This is a genomic window from Novosphingobium sp. ES2-1 (assembly GCF_015169775.1).
GTDB classification, from domain to species: domain Bacteria; phylum Pseudomonadota; class Alphaproteobacteria; order Sphingomonadales; family Sphingomonadaceae; genus Novosphingobium; species Novosphingobium subterraneum.
Genome location: NZ_CP063445.1, coordinates 1,369,793 through 1,385,636 on the forward strand (window position 1 = coordinate 1,369,793; position 15,844 = coordinate 1,385,636).

Genomic DNA, 15,844 nt, shown 5'->3' on the forward strand with positions numbered 1-15,844 from the left:
TGCCCGTGTCCGCCGGTCTTGCCAAGAGGGGCAATCGTGCGACGATGCGGCAATGCCTTTGTATGCTGCACAGTTCTCCGCCGTGTTGACGCCGATCATCGACTTCGTGTTCCCGCCCCGCTGCCCGCTGTGTGGCAGTCCCGTGGCGGCGCATGGTGGGCTTTGCCTGGGCTGCTGGGGCAAGATCGTCGTCCCGTCGGGCACTTGCTGCAAGCTCTGTCAACGCCCGATGGGGGAACAGCACGGGGCAGAGGCCGACCTGCTCTGCGCGCCGTGCATGGCAGAGCCACCCAGGCACACCGGTATCTCCGCTGCGACGCTCTATAACGAGCCGTCCCGCGCGCTGGTGCTGGCTCTCAAGCATGGACGGCGAATCGGGCTTGTGCCGATGATGGCCCGGATGATTCTGCCAAGGCTCGCCGGACTTGAAGGAGAATGGCTTGTTGTGCCGGTGCCGCTCCACCGCTGGCGGCTGATGCGGCGCGGATTCAACCAGTCGGCTCTTCTGGCGCGGGAACTTGCGAGATTGACCGGCCAGCGACTCATGGTTGATGGACTGCTTCGCCCGCGGGCGACGCCGTCACTTGGCGGTCTGAACCGCAAGGCTCGAGCTCGCGCGCTTACCGGTGCGATTCAGCCCAATCCGCGCCTCGCTTCGCGCTTGTCAGGAGCGCGCGTCTTGCTGGTCGATGACGTGCTGACCAGCGGCGCGACGACGGATGCCTGCATGGTGGCACTGCGCAAGGCCAAGGTGGCCGAGGTGAAGATTGCCTGCTTTTCGCGGGTTCTCGACGAAGCCCTTGATGGTCTGCGCGCTCTCCCGGAGCCGGATGTGCAGGGCTGATGCCGACGACAAAAGGAAACGCCCGGAACCGAAGTTCCGGGCGCCCTCGTGACGAAAATCTTGCGGCGTCCGCGTTGACCGCGATACCGACGGCCCCCTGACCGTCCCGCTTTTACCCTCACCATCCGGTCTCGCTTCGCGCGGCCCCTTTGGGCCTGCTGCGAGGCAGCCAACCGGCCCCTCATCAAGTGTCCCTGAACATTGGCGCTACGTCCACTGCCGCCCGGTTGCGGGCTGGCGGTTCAGTTGACGGTTCCCTCAAACCGCTGCGTCTTCATCACCCATTCATGCTTTGGACGGAAGCAGATTGTTCTGCGGCCATGGCTTTTGCAGCATTGTGTGGTTATCGTGCAACAAAACCGCCACACACAGTGACCTTCAGGAAGGCAACCCCCACTTTGTCATCTTCATGCGATGCCGGGCTGCGCGAGCAGGGCAACCAACTCATGCCGAAATTCGATTCGAACGGCCTGCTCACCGCTGTCGCCGTCGATCATGCGAGCGGGGCTCTACTGATGCTGGCGCACATGAATAGCGAGGCGCTGGAGCGGACGCTCGAGACCGGCTTTGCGCACTTCTTCTCACGTTCGCGCGGCAAGCTGTGGATGAAGGGTGAAAGCTCAGGCCACGTGCTAAAGATCGTCGAGATCAGGGTGGATTGCGATCAGGACGCGCTGGAACTTCGGGTCGAACCGGCGGGTCCAGCGTGTCACACGCTGGCGCCGACCTGCTTCTATCGTCGCATTACTCCGGAAGGCTCGTTGCAACGCATCGTCGATTGACGCTTACGTAAAGGTTAGTTAGCTTGGCGACATGTCACAGCATGCCGCCACAGCGACTCGCGATCCGTCTGCACAGAACGAGCACACCGGGCATCTCGATCAGCCCGATGCGCTCAAGCGTGACCAGTTCACCATTTCCGATCTTTCCAACGAGTTCGGGGTGACGGCCCGTGCACTGCGCTTCTATGAAGACGAAGGGCTGATCGCGCCCGAACGGATCGGGCTGTCACGCATCTATTCCAAGCGGGACCGCGCGCGTCTCGCCTGGATCATGCGCGCCAAGAACGTGGGTTTCAGCCTCGCCGAGATTCGCGACATGATCGATCTTTACGACATGGGTGACGGGCGCGCCGAGCAGCGCCGAGTCACGATTGCCAAGTGTCGTGAGCGGATCGAGAACCTGCGTCGCCAACAGGCGGACATTGCTGCGACCATCGACGAGCTGACCAGCTTTGTCGATCTCGTCATCGCCAAGGAGCGGTCTGAAGGCCGCGATCCAACGGTCTGAAAGCCGAACGCTTAAAGGGACAGGACCAAATGCCGATCTACAACGCGCCGACCCGCGACACCCGTTTCGTCGTCAACGAACTGATCCGCCTTGAAAGCTATGGCAACCTGCCGGGCTTCAAAAGCGCAACGCCGGATATGACCGATGCGATCATCGAGGAAGCAGGACGCTTCGTTTCCGAGGTCATCGCTCCGCTCAACCTTTCCGGGGACCGGGAAGGTTGCACTCGCCATCCCGACGGCAGCGTGACCACGCCGACCGGCTTCAAGGACGCCTATCGCCAGTATGTCGAAGGGGGTTGGGGGACGCTCTCCGCGCCCGAAGCCTACGGCGGTCAGGGGCTCCCCCACGTGATGGGCTTCATCATGGAGAAGTACCTCGCCACGGCCAACCAGGCATTTGCGATGTACCCCGGCCTTGCCAATGGCGCGATCTCGGCGATCATCGCCAAAGGCTCGCCCGAGCAGCAGGCCAAGTACCTGCCCAAGATGGTGACCGGCGAATGGCTCGGAACCATGAACCTGACCGAGCCGCATTGCGGCACCGACCTCGGCATGATCCGCACCCGCGCCGAACCGCAGGCCGATGGTTCCTACGCCATCACCGGCACCAAGATCTTCATCTCGGCGGGCGATCATGACCTGACCGAGAACATCATCCACCTCGTTCTCGCCAAGACGCCGGGTGCCCCGGAATCGAGCAAGGGCATTTCACTGTTCATTGTCCCAAAGTTCATCGTCAATGACGACGGTTCGCTGGGCGAGAAGAACGGCGTCTCGGTCGGGTCCATCGAGGAAAAGATGGGCATTCACGGCAACGCCACCTGCGTCATGAATTATGACGGGGCGAAGGGCTGGATGGTCGGCGAGGAGAACAAGGGCCTTGCCGCCATGTTCATCATGATGAACGCCGCGCGCCTTGGCGTGGGCATGCAAGGGCTGGCGCAGGCCGAAGTCGCCTATCAGAACGGCCTTGCCTATGCGCTTGACCGCCGCCAGGGCCGCGCTCTGACGGGGCCGGCCGATCCGCAGGCCAAGGCTGATCCGATCATCGTCCACCCCGACGTGCGCCGCATGCTGATGGACGCCAAGACCTTCATCGAGGGCATGCGCGCGCTGTGCCTGTGGGGCGCGCTGCAGGTCGACCTGTCGCACAAGGCGGCGACGGCAGAGGAGCGCCAGATGGCTGACGACCTGATCAGCCTGCTCACCCCGGTGATCAAGGGCTATGGCACCGACATGGGCTACAAGGTGGCCACCGACATGCAGCAGGTCTGGGGCGGTCACGGCTATATTGCCGAGAATGGCATGGACCAGTTTGTCCGCGATGCGCGCATTGCGATGATCTACGAAGGCACCAATGGCGTTCAGGCGATGGACCTTGTCGGGCGCAAGCTGGCGCTGAACGGCGGGCGCGCGATCCAGGCGTTCTTTGCGCTGATCGATGCCGAGTGTGCCGAAGAGTCCTCGGATGAGACGGTAAAGCTCGTCGGCGAACGTCTCGCCAAGGCCAACGGCGAACTGAAGGCCGCGACGATGTGGTTCATGCAGAACGCCATGGCCAACCCGAACAACCTTGGCGCCGGCGCTTATGCCTACATGACGTTGACGGGCATCGTGTCCCTCGGCCTGATGTGGCTGCGCATGGCAAAGGTTGCGGCTGCTGCCCTGGCAGATGGCACCGAAGACAAGGCGTTCTACGAGGCCAAGCTGACCTGCGCCCGCCATTGGGCAACGCGCTATACCACCGAAGCCGGGGCGCTGCGCCGCCAGGTGGAGGCCGGTGGCGATACGATCATGGCGCTGACGCCGGAGCAGCTCGCCATCGCCTGATGCGGTGATCTGACAAGTCGGCTCGCTTGACGGGCTGCGCATCGCTGAGGCCTAGTTCTGCCGATACCGGGAGACAGGCATGATCAGGCGCAGCCCCAAGGAGCTTATCGAGCTCTACTGGACGGAAGTCTGGAACAACCGCAACGCCGAACTCATTCGAGAGCTCTGTGCCGATCCGATTGTTCGTCACGATCCCGGCAGTGTGACGGCGCTTTCGCTCGAGGACCAGATTGCGCGGGTGCGTCAGCAGAGCGAAAAGGCTGAGCCGTACTTCGAGCACGAAGTGCTGCATGCCGACGATACCTATGTGACCTCGGTGTGGAACATGCACACCCGCAAGGGTGAGCGGATCGAACTCTGCGGAATCGAAGTGTTCAAGGCGGTCGACGGCAAGTTCACCGACTGCTGGAATTCGAGCTACGTTGCCGGTCGCTGGGGGCGTGAAGGCGACGCCTCGGTGCCGCAGGACCTGCCCGAACCTGCGCTTGTTGCCACGATGGACGGGATCACGCCCGCATGGCTGCAGGCAGTGTTCCAGCATGGAGATGTGCCTGCGCCGAGGGTGAGCCTCGTTGCCACAACACCCATCGGACACGGCAATCTGTCGCAGACGATCCGGGCGGCGATAACCTACAATGCGAATGCGGCGAATGCGGCGGATGCGGTTGGGTCCGTCATCTGCAAGATCACATCGGGCATTCCGCAGGCCGTGTCCTTGGCGGGCGATTATGGCGTCTATCACCGGGAGTGCGAGGTCTACCGGTTCCTTGGGCCTGTGCCGCCGCTCGCTACGCCACGCGCCTATTGGGCCAGGACCGGCGCAGACGGTCGCACGATCAATCTCGTGCTCGAGGACCTGTCTGAGCGAGCCCGTCCGGGAGACCAGATCGCCGGCTGCAGCGTGGCCGAAGCCGAGGCGGTGGCGCGCGAACTCGCAGCGCTGCATTCGGCAACCTGGGGTGATCCGCGCTTGGATGCAGCCGATTGGCTGTTTGATCGCGCGGCGCTTGCAGGGCGGTCTGCCGAGGGGTTCGCGCTCGCTGTGACGGAATGGAAGCGGCGCTTTGCCGGAAGGGCAGAGCCCGCGCTGATCGACGCAATAGAGAGTTTCGTGCCGCGCATTCGCGGGCATATCGAAGCTGCGGCGAAGGGGGACGCGCTGATTCACGGCGAGCCCCGCGTCGACAATGTCCTGTTCGAGGATACACCAGAGGGCCCACGCGCGTGGCTGATCGATTGGCAATTTGCCGCGCGCGGCAGTCCGATGTTCGACCTTGCCTATTTCTTGTCGGGTTCACTTTCGCCTGAGGATCGCCGGGCTTGCGAGGCCGCGTTGATTGAACGCCATGTTGCAGCGATGGCGGAGGTTGCACCCGAGTGGGGACTCGAAGAGGCCCGGGCCGAATATGCGATGGCCTTGCCGGTCCCCTTGCAGTTCACGGTAGGGGCGATCCTCGCCATGCCGGAGAGCGATCACGGCGATCGGTTGCTGCTGACCCTTGCCGAGCGCAATGTTGCAGCGCTGCGGGACTGGGGCCTGGCCTAGCCGAGGACTTCGTCAAGCAGTTCCATCAACGCAGCCCAGCTCTGGCGGTCGGCGCTGGCGTCATAGCCGATGGCGGCCATGCCCCGCTCGTCGCTGCCCGGATCGGTGAAGCCGTGGCGCACGCCGCTGTAGCTGTGGAAGTGCCAGTTGGCCCCGGCAGCGTCCATTTCTTCCCAGAATGCCATGACTTGCGCGCGCGGAACCATCGGGTCGGCGTCGCCATGGCAGACCAGGATCCGGGCTTTCACGGCACCGGGTGCGGCGGGGGCCTGCGTGTCGAGCAGGCCGTGGAAGCTGGCGGCCAGGACGAATTCCACTCCGTCGCGCGCCAACTCGAGTGCGGCCTGTCCGCCCATGCAGTAGCCGATCGCGGCAACGGGCAGACCTTGCGCTTCCGCTCGCCCGGTCAGAGCAGCAAGGGCGGCGTGCAGGCGCTGGCGGTAGCTTTCCGCGCTTGCGCGCAATGGCCCCGCCAGTTCACGCGCGTGGTCGAAATCGCGGACCTGTACGCCGTAGAAATCGGCGACCATCGCCAGACAACCCGCCTGCGCCAGCATGTGGGCGCGGCGGATCATCGGGGCATTGCAGTTGGCGATCGTCGGCAGGACCAGCACGGCTGCGCGGGGCGGCCCCTCAGGCTTCACCAGAAAGCCGGTGAGGGCCAAGTCACCGTCTGCGTAATCGACCTGATCGACCGCCATTGCGCTTACTCCGGCAGGAAGTCCGGAACCGAAAGATAGCGCTCGCCGGTATCATAGTTGAAGCCGAGCACGCGGCTGCCGGCGGGCAGGGTTCCAAGCTTCTGGGCAATCGCCGCCAAGGTCGCTCCTGAGGAAATGCCGACGAGGATGCCTTCCTTGGCCGCGCACTGCCGCGCCATTTCCTTGGCATCGGCCGGATCGACGGTAATGGCTCCGTCGATAGACTTGGTGTGAAGGTTGCCGGGAATGAAACCGGCGCCGATGCCCTGGATCGGGTGAGGGGCCGGCTGTCCGCCCGAGATGACCGGCGAAAGCGTCGGCTCGACCGCGTAGGCTTTCATCGAGGGCCAGTGCTTCTTCAGCTCCTCGGCGCAGCCGGTGAGGTGGCCGCCGGTGCCGACCCCGGTGATCAGAACGTCGATCGGCTCGCTGGCGAAATCCTTGAGGATTTCCTGGGCCGTCGTCCGTACGTGGACGGCGACGTTGGCAGGATTGTCGAACTGCTGGGGCATCCATGCACCCTCGGTCGATTCGACGAGTTCGCGGGCGCGCTCGATGGCGCCCTTCATGCCCTTTTCGCGCGGGGTGAGGTCGAAGGTGGCGCCATAGGCGAGCATCAGCCTGCGGCGTTCGAGCGACATTGATTCGGGCATGACGAGGACCAGCTTGTAGCCCTTGACCGCTGCGGCCATGGCAAGACCGATACCGGTGTTGCCCGAGGTCGGCTCGATGATCGTGCCGCCGGGCTTGAGGCTGCCATCAGCCTCTGCTGCCTCGATCATGGCGAGGCCGATCCTGTCCTTGATCGAGCCGCCGGGATTGGCGCGCTCGTTCTTCACCCATACCTCGTGGTCGGGAAACAGGCGGGACAGGCGAACGTGCGGTGTGTTGCCGATAGTGGCGAGGATGGAATCCGCTCTCATGTCGCTTGGCTCCTCTTGGTGAAGGGATTGGATGGAGTCTTGGGGGACAGCCTAGGACTATCTGTACCGCGCTGCAAAGGTTCGCGCGTTCTTCAGTTCCGGGAAAAGGAAAAACCACGCCGCCGTCACGGCAATGGCGCTGATGCCGCCGAAGATCACGGCGCCGACAGCACCGATCAGGGCCGCGGCCACGCCCGATTGCATTTCGCCCAGTTCGTTGGATGCCGAAATGGCCAGGCCGGAGATGGAGGAGACACGTCCGCGAACGTCATCCGGGGTGTGCAACTGCACGAGCGTGCTACGGATGAATACCGAAACCATATCCCCCGCGCCGATGCCGACCAGCATCAGCAGCGACAGGTAATAGTTCGTCGATAGTCCGAAGCCGATGGTGAAGAGGCCGAAGATCACGACGCCCAATAGCATCTTGTTGCCGACATTCTGCGTGATTGGCTTGCGGGCCAGGACGAACGCGACAAGCGCAGCACCGAGGCCTGGCATTGCCCGCATCAAGCCGAGGCCATCGGCGCCGACCGGTCGTCCGTCGATGAAGAGAATGTCGCGGGCGAAAACCGGCAGCAGTGCGGTGGCTCCGCCGAGGAGCACTGCAAATAGATCGAGCGTGACGCAACCGAGCAGAAATCGGTCGTTCCACACGAACGAGAGGCCCTGGAGAATCTGGCGCAAGGGGTGCGCGTTGCGGTTGCCTTCCGGCGGCGGAATCCTGCGGATGCCAAAGATGCAGAAAGCGCCCAGCGCCAGCAACCCGGTCGACAACCAATAGGGCAGGGACGGGTGCCCTGCGAAAAGCAGGCCAGCAATGGCCGGGCCGCCGACCGAGCCGGTCTGCCATGCCATCGAATTGATCGCCACCGCCTTTGGCATCAGTTCTGCAGGTACGACATTGGGTGCAATGGAGGATAGCGCAGGGCCGATAAAGACGCGCGCGGTTCCGTGGAGAGCGCCAAGCCCGAACAGCAAAGGTAACGACAGGGCCTCGGCATAAGTGCAGATCGCGAGTGACAGGGCGACAACCAGGTCGATGCACATCGCAAGCCCCGCAACGTTGCGCCGATCGAACCGGTCGGCGACCACTCCGGCTACGGGAGTAAGCAGAAACAGCGGCAGAAACTGCGCAAGGCCGAGCAAGCCAAGCTGGAATGCGGCCTGGGCGATCGACATCCCGTATTGTCCGCGGGCAACGTCATAAAGCTGGTACCCGAGGATCACTACCATTCCCGATGTCGCAAGCACCGAAAAAAAGCGGGCGATCCAGAATCGCCGGTAATCGGGAATGGCAAGAGGCGAGGAGGGCGAAGCCGAAGTCGGGGAATCAGGAGGAGCTGTGGTCACGGCCGGTGCAATGCCAGCCGACCGGGACGATGCCAAGAAAGCAAAATTTGGGGCTGGCGCAGCAACTGGGCTGCGGCAAGGACCATGGGCGGAGCGTCAGCCCTGACTGCGCGACCGGGGGCCGGGCTGGATGGCGCGGATCAGCTTGTTGAAATCATCAAGGCGGATGATTCGCTCGAACTGGAAACCGGCACGATCGCCGTCGGTCCACACGAGAAAGGCCTCAATGCGTCCGATGACCGGCAGCCGCACTGTAACGCGTTCTCCTCGACCAAGATCGCCGCAGCCATTGGCCATGAACCCGGTTGTCGAGATATTGGCGAACTGCAGCATGATGTCGCCCCGTGCGCGATGTTCCCCGATCACGGGCAAATTGACCGGGTGCCGGGTGGAACGACGCAGATCGGTGACTGAAAGCTGGGCTCCGCCGCGCATCGTTCCTCCTGGCGCATGAGTGACTATGCCGAAGGATATAGGACCGAAATGGCGAACAATTCGTAAAGCTGCGGCAGAGGCTTGCCGGAACCGGCAGGCCTCTGCCGTTATGGATCACGTAAGATTGACGAGAGCACGCATGTCAGGCGCGCCGAAGGATGCCGTGCTTCTTCTTGCCCGACGAGATGCGGATCTCTTCGGAGGACAGGGCAATGCGAAAGCTTTCGTCGGTGACCGGTTCGCCCGCAACTTTTGCTCCGCCGCCGGCCACAAGGCGCTTCGCTTCCCCTCTACTGGCTGCAAAGCCAAGCCCGACAAGCGCGTCGATGATTCCGATGCTGTCTTCGGCTGATTCGAAAACGGGCAGGTCCTGACCGAGCCCGCCGCCAGCGAAGGTCGCCGAGGCGGTGGCTTCGGCCGCCTTGGCGGCTTCTTCGCCACGCACAAGCCGGGTTACCTCGTTGGCCAGAACGACTTTCGCGGCATTGATCTCGCTACCTTCCAAGGCCTCGAGCCGCTTGATCTCGTCGAGAGGGAGATCTGTGAACAGGCGCAGGAACTTGCCGACATCGCGGTCATCCGTGTTGCGCCAGAACTGCCAGAAATCCCACGCGGGCAGCGCGTCCTCGTTGAGCCACACCGCGCCGGCCGCAGTCTTGCCCATCTTCTTGCCATCGGCGGTGGTGAGCAGCGGCGTCGTCAGACCGAAGACTTCCTTACCATCCTTGCGGCGGGTGAGTTCGATGCCGTTGACGATATTGCCCCACTGGTCCGAGCCGCCCATCTGCAGGCGCACGCCCATCGCCTTGTTGAGATGGCGGAAATCGTAGCCCTGCAGGATCATGTAGTTGAATTCGAGGAAGGTCATCGGCTGTTCGCGCTCGAGCCGCAGCTTGACCGAATCGAACGTGAGCATGCGATTGACCGTGAAGTGCGTGCCGACTTCCTGGAGCAACTCGATGTAGCCCAGCTTGCCCAGCCAATCGTGATTGTTGACCATCACGGCGTCGGTAGGTCCATCGCCGAACTTCAGGAGCTTTGAGAACACCGTGAAGATCGAGGCAATGTTGTCCTCGATCGTCTGGTCCGACAGCATCTTGCGGCTCTCGTCCCGTCCCGTCGGGTCGCCGATACGGGTCGTGCCGCCGCCCATCAGCACCACCGGCTTGTGCCCGGCCTGCTGGAGGCGGCGCAGCATCATGATCTGCACGAGGCTGCCGACGTGGAGCGATGGCGCAGTGGCGTCAAAGCCGATATAGCCCGGCACCACGCCCTCGCTGGCCAGCTTGTCGAGCCCTTCGGCATCGGTCAGCTGATGAATGTAGCCGCGCTCGTCAAGCAGGCGGAGGAGGGTGGATTGGTACTGGGTCATCGGAGCCTTCTTTCCTGTGGCGGCGCGCCTAGCACGGAGAACAGCGCTTGGAAACGTTCGAGCTTGTGCATCACCCCACGACGCCGCCGCTTGGCGTTACCGGACTTTGTGCGCGGATACTTGCGTTCGAGCCGCGATGGTTGACCTTGCGCTGGCGGGTGGAGGGCGCAGGGCGCATCGTGTTGCCACCGTTTGCAGGCAAGGTCCGGGCTGATGGCCTTTGGCAGACGACGTGCTTCGAGCTTTTCATGAGGCCTCAGCATCGCGACGACTATGTCGAGTTCAACTTCTCGCCTTCGCAGGCGTGGGCGGCCTATGATTTTTGCGGCTATCGCGAGGGGATGGTTGAGCGTGCGATGCCTCGTCCACCGGTCTGCACGCCGCGCCGGGGGCAGTCAGTGCTGATCTTCGACGTCGCGCTGCCCACGGCGGCCTTGCCCGCGCTTCCTTTCGTGTACGGGTTGACTGCGGTGATCGAGGAAGAGGGCGGGCACAAGTCATACTGGGCGATGGCCCACCGTGAAGACCGGCCAGACTTCCATCACGAGTCTTGCTTCGCGAGCCGCCTTGAGGCACCGCACCAGCCATGAAATTCGGTATCGACCGGCTGCTTGCCGACCCCGCCCTGAGGAAGCCACTCGAAGGAAAGCGCGTCGCGCTGGTGGCCCATCCGGCCTCGGTCACTGAAGGCCTGGTCCATTCGCTCGATGCGCTGATCGCCGGCGGCATCAACATCACGTCCGCCCTTGGCCCGCAGCATGGCCTCAAGGGCGACAAGCAGGACAACATGGTCGAGACCGCCGACGAGATGGACCCGATCTACGGCATCCCCGTGTTCAGCCTATATGGCGAGGTGCGCCGGCCGACCGCGGCAATGATGGACACTGCGGAGGTGTTCCTGTTCGACCTGCAGGACCTCGGCTGCCGCATCTACACCTTCGTCACCACGCTGCTCTATCTGCTTGAGGCCGCGTCCGAGTCAAACAGGGATGGCGGCACCGGCAAGGCGGTATGGGTGCTTGACCGGCCCAATCCCGCGGGCCGCCCTGTCGAAGGCACCACGCTGCTGCTGGGCTGGGAGAGCTTCGTTGGTGCAGGCCCGATGCCGATGCGGCATGGAATGACGCTGGGCGAGATGGGCGCATGGTTCGTGGAGCACTTCAAGCTCGACGTCGACTACCGCGTGATCACTATGGAGGGCTGGGAGCCTGAAGGTCCCGGCTTCGGTTGGCCGCAGAGCCGGATCTGGATCAACCCGTCACCCAACGCCGCCAGTCTCAACATGGCGCGAGCCTATGCCGGGACCGTGATGATCGAGGGCGCGACCTTGTCCGAAGGGCGTGGCACGACGCGCCCGCTGGAAGTGCTGTTCGGGGCGCCCGACGTTGACGCCAAGGCCGTCCTTGCCGAAATGCGCAGCTTCGCGCCGCAATGGATGGAGGGATGCGCCATCCGCGAATGCTGGTTCGAGCCGACCTTCCACAAGCATGCGAAAACACTTTGCAATGCGCTGATGATCCATGCCGAGGGCGAGTTCTACGATCACCACGCGTTCCGTCCGTGGCGGCTGCAGGCGCTGGCCTTCAAGGCCATCCGCAGGCTCTATCCGGATTACCCGATCTGGCGCGATTTTCCTTACGAGTACGTTTTCGACAAGCTGGCGATCGACGTGATCAACGGCGGCACTGCGCTGCGCGAGTGGGTGGACGATGCGGCCAGCACTGCGGACGATCTCGACACCTTGGCGAGAGCCGATGAGACGGAGTGGATCGAAGAGCGGACGCGCTTCCTGCTTTACTGACGAACCTCAGGCTGAGGCTGCCTGTGTCCGCCGCGGGGCGCTTTCGTGCATCAAGGCCATTGCCAGAAGGGCCACGGCGGCGGCCGAGACCATGTACCAGGCGACGGCCATCGGATTTCCGGTGATCTTCAGCAGCCAGGTGATCGCCAACTGCGTCGATCCGCCCAGGAACGTGACGGGCAGGGCATATACCAGTGCGAAGGTGCGGGCGCGGCTTGCCTTGGGCAGGCTTTCGGCAATTGCGGCATAGACGGCACCGCTCGGCAAGGTCGACACGAAGGCCAGCAAGCCGTTGATGGCAATGAACATCACCGGATCGTGCGTGCCAGTCACCGTGACGTAAGCGGGCACGATCGCCAGCGTGAAAGCCAATGTCGGCCAGATCATCAGTGGCCGCCGCCCGAACCGGTCGCTCATCCAGCCGCCGAGCAGGATCGCGAAGAACCGCGCGACATTTACCGCCAGCGTACTGCCCAGCGAGATGCTGGCATAATAGCCCAGAGTGTTCTGGCCATAGGTCGCCATGTAGTTGAACAGGTAGGTGGCGATGGTCGCGCCCGAGATCATCATCATCCCGAGAATGACGGTGCGCCAGACTCCGGCAGGAACGTGACCGGTGGGCAGGTGGTCCGGCGCATGGATCGTTTCAGGCAGGGACCGGCGGATCCACAGCGAGAACGGCACTATCACCGTGCCCAGCAGCAGGGCCACTCGCCAGCCCCAGGCAGTCAACTGGTCAGGCGTGAGGGCAAGGCTGAGGCAGAGGCCGACCAGCGATCCGGCCGATGATGCGATGGCCTGGCTCGCCCCTTGCCAACTGATCGACCAGCCACGCCGATGATCCTGCGCGGTTTCGAGCATGTAGGTCGTGGCCGAGCCCACTTCGCCGCCCAAAGCAAAACCCTGCAGCAGGCGCGCCAGCACCACGACCACTGGCGCAACGGCACCGATGGCGGCATAGGACGGCGTGAGCGCGAGGACCGCGACCGATACGCCCATCAGGGTCATACTCATGAGCATCGCCGGCTTGCGTCCGTGCCGATCTGCCCATGCGCCGATCGCCCATGCGCCAAGCGGGCGACCAATAAAGCCGACGCCGAAGGTCGCCAACGAGGCCATCAGGCTGACAAACGGATCTTCCGAAGGGAAGAATACCTTGCCGATCTGGATCGCGAAAAAGCTGAAGGTGATGAAATCGTAGAATTCCAGCGCATTGCCGGTTGTGGCGGCAATCACCGCGCGTCGGGCAAGCTTACGCTCTTCTACGGTATGCCCTGACACGATCGCTCCCGTTGATCGAACCCGCGGTCAAGGCTGGCAGATGCAGGGCGGGAGTCAAGGATTTCGCTGGCGGCGTCAGTACGCCTTGGCAGGAACAAGCGCGTCCCATGTGTCCCAGCTAATTGTGCGACCGGGATAGGCAACATTCTTGAACGGCCATTCGCTGGCAATCCACTTCATCACCCACGCCTGCAGTTCCTTGTCGAAGCCGGCGTCATGCTCTGCCTTGGTTACCCACATCAGCACCACGGCATCGTAACCTGCGACCGGGCTTGGCTTCACATAGACACAGCCCCGCTCGCGCTTGCCGTCGGGCGTCAACACTGCATAGGCAAATGATTTGCGCTGGGCAAAACGGGCCTGCTCGGTCTGCATGTCGGCCATCGCCTCGGCGTCGGTTATCCCGGCATGAGGCCACGACGTGCTGCGCGTGAAGGTCTTCTGCAAATGGTCGATCGACGACATGTAGGCGTCATAGTCGATCTTCACGAGTTCAGGACCCAGCGGAACCAGCTTGAAGGCTGGCTCTTCGACGAGCGTAGGCACGCTGAATTCGGCGGGGACGAGGGGTGGCTGGGCTTTATCGCTCTCGGCGGCGAGCACAGGTGATGCCACGATTGTTGGCAATAGCGCCGAAACCGCCAGACAGACTGCTGCAAGCTTCAAGGTCATTGGTCCTTTGTTTCCGGAAGATCCGAACCTCTTGCCGGAGACTGGGTTGCCCTCGACCTGTCGCGCAATACGCGATTTGCGCGAGGGTCAGATGGTAGGTCGCGCCCTCGATGTCGAAGCTCTCGCTTCCTCAGGCCGTCACTTCTTGAGGGGCTGAGGGATCAGCGGCGCCAGCGAGGCAATGACCGCCTCGGGCTCGAATGCCATTTCCGCAAAGACTTTCCCGTCACCTGGCGTGCCGGTGCGGAATCTGGCGCGATAGAGGGAGGTCTGGGCAGGCATGAGCATGAAGTGGCTATGCCCCCGGGCTTTGGTCAGCAGTGCAAGATGCAGGAGCAAGGCATAGGTGCCGGGTGCACCGGTGCCATTGCGCGAAGTGTCGACAAACTCGCCATACTCGATGTCGGTCTTCGGCGTGGTCACGTATTTCGATTTGTCCGTCTTCCATACGTTCGCGGCGAACTTGGCGAATTCGGTCTGGGCGAAGGCAGGACGGAAAGTGTCGAACCGATCGGAATTGTCATCGCCGGTATTGTTTATCTGGGCGGCGATGCGTGTCTCCTCCGCTGCCAGAACCTCCTTGGCTGTCGGAATTGGCGTGTTGGCGCGTTCCGCAGGTGTGCCCACCGTCTCCAGCTTTCGGGCCACTCCGGCAACCAGCCCGGCGTTGATCGTCGGCCAGCGCGAACGCGCGGAAAACAGCGTGCGGGCGCGCATGCCCTGTCCGGAATCGAGCGCCACAACGATGGCGTAGAGGTCATTGGCTTCGTTTGTTGCAGTTACCGGTGAGTCAGTCTTGCCCTGGGCCGTGTCGGCTTCTGCTGCGGCGAGTGCCAGTTTCATCAGTCGATCGCCCTCTGCCACGTTCCCGCCGAGACGGTACGCGACAGCGGCGCGTGCCAGCGAGGAATAGCCGCGCACCTTGGGAAGGGTGCCGAGCAGATCGGCAAAGGCCTTGTAGTCGGACGCTGCTTCAAGAAAACGTCCATCGACGGCCCGTGCTGCAGCGCGTTCGAGCACGGCGAGCGGGTAGACACGCACCGCCTGATCGAAAACAGCCGCTTCGGCAGGGCCATAAGCCCTGGCGATCGCGAGATATTGCATCGCGGAGAGTTGCGCCTTGATATCGAAGGGCGCCTGATTGGCCAGCTCAAGGCCGAGTGCGTGGGCGCCTGCGTAATCGCCCTTGCCGGTCAGCGCCATGGCCTGCAGCTCGATCGCGGTGAGGCCCAGGCTTTGCTTGTAGGCAAGCGTGGCAGTGAGATCCGGCTGGTCCGTCGTGACCGAGCGGATGTCGGCAATGGCGCGGTCCCAGTCCTGCATTTCCATCCGGTGAATCGCACGACCGAAGATCAGCTCGATGCGCCGACCGCCGTCCTTTGCAGGCTCGGGACCGGAAAGGGCTTCGTCGCAAGCCTTGATGCCGTCCACACCGTTGGCGCGTTTCTTGGGATCATAGCCTTCGCGCGGAGGAAGGAGCAGGCCGATCACGGCAGTGATCGCCACAAGCCGGGCAACCGTGCCCAAGGTAGAGGCCTTGTTCGGGAAGCCGTCGCAGCGGACAAAGGCCGATGGACCGGCGGGGGCTTTGCCATTAGGAATTGGGGCAGCAGGAACTGGAGCAGTTGGAGCTGGTGTCGGTTGGTCTGCTGCGAATGCTGGGATGGGCTGAAGCACAAGCGACATAGCCGTGAGCCCGGCAAGAGCATTCTTCAAATTCATGGCAATCCCCCCAACGTCAGCTGATGACTAGCGGGGTTTCTGGTACGGACAATACTAATTGCCGAGAATATG

The 15,844-nt window shown here is 63.0% G+C and carries 15 protein-coding genes; 7 read left to right on the plus strand and 8 right to left on the minus strand.

The window, feature by feature from the left end; translation table 11 throughout:
- Window positions 1–52 precede the first annotated feature (52 nt).
- The 5 genes from IM701_RS06525 to IM701_RS06545 all read left to right on the plus strand — a co-directional run bounded on the left by IM701_RS06525 (window position 53) and on the right by IM701_RS06545 (window position 5,512).
- Window positions 53–844 carry a ComF family protein gene (locus tag IM701_RS06525; RefSeq protein WP_193828144.1) on the plus strand — a complete coding sequence of 264 codons (792 nt, stop codon included), beginning with the start codon at window positions 53–55 and terminating at the stop codon, window positions 842–844.
- 446 nt (window positions 845–1,290) lie between these two features.
- Entirely contained in the window at window positions 1,291–1,626 is a 336-nt protein-coding gene (gene hisI / locus IM701_RS06530; protein ID WP_039331484.1) for a phosphoribosyl-AMP cyclohydrolase, read from the plus strand.
- A gap of 31 nt (window positions 1,627–1,657) precedes the next feature.
- Window positions 1,658–2,134 carry a MerR family DNA-binding transcriptional regulator gene (locus IM701_RS06535; RefSeq protein ID WP_039331172.1) on the plus strand — a complete coding sequence of 159 codons (477 nt, stop codon included), beginning with the start codon at window positions 1,658–1,660 and terminating at the stop codon, window positions 2,132–2,134.
- 29 nt (window positions 2,135–2,163) lie between these two features.
- Window positions 2,164–3,966, plus strand: a complete 1,803-nt coding sequence (locus tag IM701_RS06540) for an acyl-CoA dehydrogenase C-terminal domain-containing protein (protein WP_193828145.1) — start codon at window positions 2,164–2,166, stop codon at window positions 3,964–3,966.
- A 79-nt stretch (window positions 3,967–4,045) separates the two neighbouring features.
- On the plus strand, window positions 4,046–5,512 hold the full coding sequence (locus IM701_RS06545) for a phosphotransferase (protein WP_193828146.1): 1,467 nt from the start codon (window positions 4,046–4,048) through the stop codon (window positions 5,510–5,512).
- On the opposite strand, the gene IM701_RS06550 is transcribed toward IM701_RS06545, so the two are convergent.
- From IM701_RS06550 to tyrS, 5 genes are all read right to left on the minus strand, one after another.
- On the minus strand, window positions 5,509–6,213 hold the full coding sequence (locus IM701_RS06550) for a dienelactone hydrolase family protein (RefSeq protein ID WP_193828147.1): 705 nt from the start codon (window positions 6,211–6,213) through the stop codon (window positions 5,509–5,511). The genes IM701_RS06545 and IM701_RS06550 overlap by 4 nt on opposite strands.
- Before the next feature lie 5 nt (window positions 6,214–6,218).
- Window positions 6,219–7,136, minus strand: coding sequence for a cysteine synthase A (gene cysK, locus IM701_RS06555; RefSeq protein WP_039331166.1), 918 nt, complete (start codon window positions 7,134–7,136; stop codon window positions 6,219–6,221).
- A 57-nt stretch (window positions 7,137–7,193) separates the two neighbouring features.
- Complete coding sequence (locus IM701_RS06560; RefSeq protein WP_370584354.1) at window positions 7,194–8,489, minus strand: MFS transporter; 1,296 nt, start codon at window positions 8,487–8,489, stop codon at window positions 7,194–7,196.
- Window positions 8,490–8,585: 96 nt separating this feature from the next.
- Window positions 8,586–8,924: a pilus assembly protein PilZ gene (locus IM701_RS06565; protein ID WP_039331164.1), complete on the minus strand. Its 339-nt coding sequence runs from the start codon at window positions 8,922–8,924 to the stop codon at window positions 8,586–8,588.
- 142 nt (window positions 8,925–9,066) lie between these two features.
- On the minus strand, window positions 9,067–10,296 hold the full coding sequence (gene tyrS / locus IM701_RS06570; RefSeq protein WP_193828148.1) for a tyrosine--tRNA ligase: 1,230 nt from the start codon (window positions 10,294–10,296) through the stop codon (window positions 9,067–9,069).
- Between the two features lie 47 nt (window positions 10,297–10,343).
- On the opposite strand from tyrS, the gene IM701_RS06575 reads away from it, so the two are divergent.
- Window positions 10,344–10,886 (plus strand): DOMON-like domain-containing protein, encoded by a 543-nt coding sequence (locus IM701_RS06575; protein ID WP_193828149.1) that lies wholly within the window; start codon window positions 10,344–10,346, stop codon window positions 10,884–10,886.
- The gene (locus IM701_RS06580; protein WP_193828150.1) at window positions 10,883–12,097 is read left to right on the plus strand and encodes an exo-beta-N-acetylmuramidase NamZ domain-containing protein; all 1,215 of its coding nucleotides are present in this window, start codon (window positions 10,883–10,885) and stop codon (window positions 12,095–12,097) included. The genes IM701_RS06575 and IM701_RS06580 overlap by 4 nt, the downstream gene beginning before the upstream one ends.
- A 6-nt stretch (window positions 12,098–12,103) precedes the next feature.
- Here the strand turns inward: IM701_RS06580 and IM701_RS06585 are convergent, their stop codons facing one another.
- From IM701_RS06585 to IM701_RS06595, 3 genes are all read right to left on the minus strand, one after another.
- Window positions 12,104–13,378, minus strand: coding sequence for an MFS transporter (locus IM701_RS06585; protein WP_193828151.1), 1,275 nt, complete (start codon window positions 13,376–13,378; stop codon window positions 12,104–12,106).
- A gap of 75 nt (window positions 13,379–13,453) precedes the next feature.
- Window positions 13,454–14,050, minus strand: a complete 597-nt coding sequence (locus IM701_RS06590; protein ID WP_193828152.1) for a twin-arginine translocation pathway signal protein — start codon at window positions 14,048–14,050, stop codon at window positions 13,454–13,456.
- Between the two features lie 138 nt (window positions 14,051–14,188).
- A complete protein-coding gene (locus tag IM701_RS06595; RefSeq protein ID WP_193828153.1) occupies window positions 14,189–15,577 on the minus strand; it encodes a hypothetical protein in 1,389 nt (462 codons plus the stop codon).
- Window positions 15,578–15,844: the final 267 nt, after the last annotated feature.

Bases quoted from the DNA above. Each gene is read 5' to 3' on its own strand.
- IM701_RS06540 (WP_193828145.1), top strand. From the start codon at position 2,164: ATGCCGATCTACAACGCGCCGACCCGCGACACCCGTTTCGTCGTCAAC.
- IM701_RS06525 (WP_193828144.1), top strand. From the start codon at position 53: ATGCCTTTGTATGCTGCACAGTTCTCCGCCGTGTTGACGCCGATCATC.
- tyrS (WP_193828148.1), bottom strand. From the start codon at position 10,296: ATGACCCAGTACCAATCCACCCTCCTCCGCCTGCTTGACGAGCGCGGC.
- IM701_RS06590 (WP_193828152.1), bottom strand. From the start codon at position 14,050: ATGACCTTGAAGCTTGCAGCAGTCTGTCTGGCGGTTTCGGCGCTATTG.
- IM701_RS06565 (WP_039331164.1), bottom strand. From the start codon at position 8,924: ATGCGCGGCGGAGCCCAGCTTTCAGTCACCGATCTGCGTCGTTCCACC.
- IM701_RS06545 (WP_193828146.1), top strand. From the start codon at position 4,046: ATGATCAGGCGCAGCCCCAAGGAGCTTATCGAGCTCTACTGGACGGAA.
- IM701_RS06550 (WP_193828147.1), bottom strand. From the start codon at position 6,213: ATGGCGGTCGATCAGGTCGATTACGCAGACGGTGACTTGGCCCTCACC.
- IM701_RS06535 (WP_039331172.1), top strand. From the start codon at position 1,658: ATGTCACAGCATGCCGCCACAGCGACTCGCGATCCGTCTGCACAGAAC.
- hisI (WP_039331484.1), top strand. From the start codon at position 1,291: ATGCCGAAATTCGATTCGAACGGCCTGCTCACCGCTGTCGCCGTCGAT.
- IM701_RS06580 (WP_193828150.1), top strand. From the start codon at position 10,883: ATGAAATTCGGTATCGACCGGCTGCTTGCCGACCCCGCCCTGAGGAAG.
- cysK (WP_039331166.1), bottom strand. From the start codon at position 7,136: ATGAGAGCGGATTCCATCCTCGCCACTATCGGCAACACACCGCACGTT.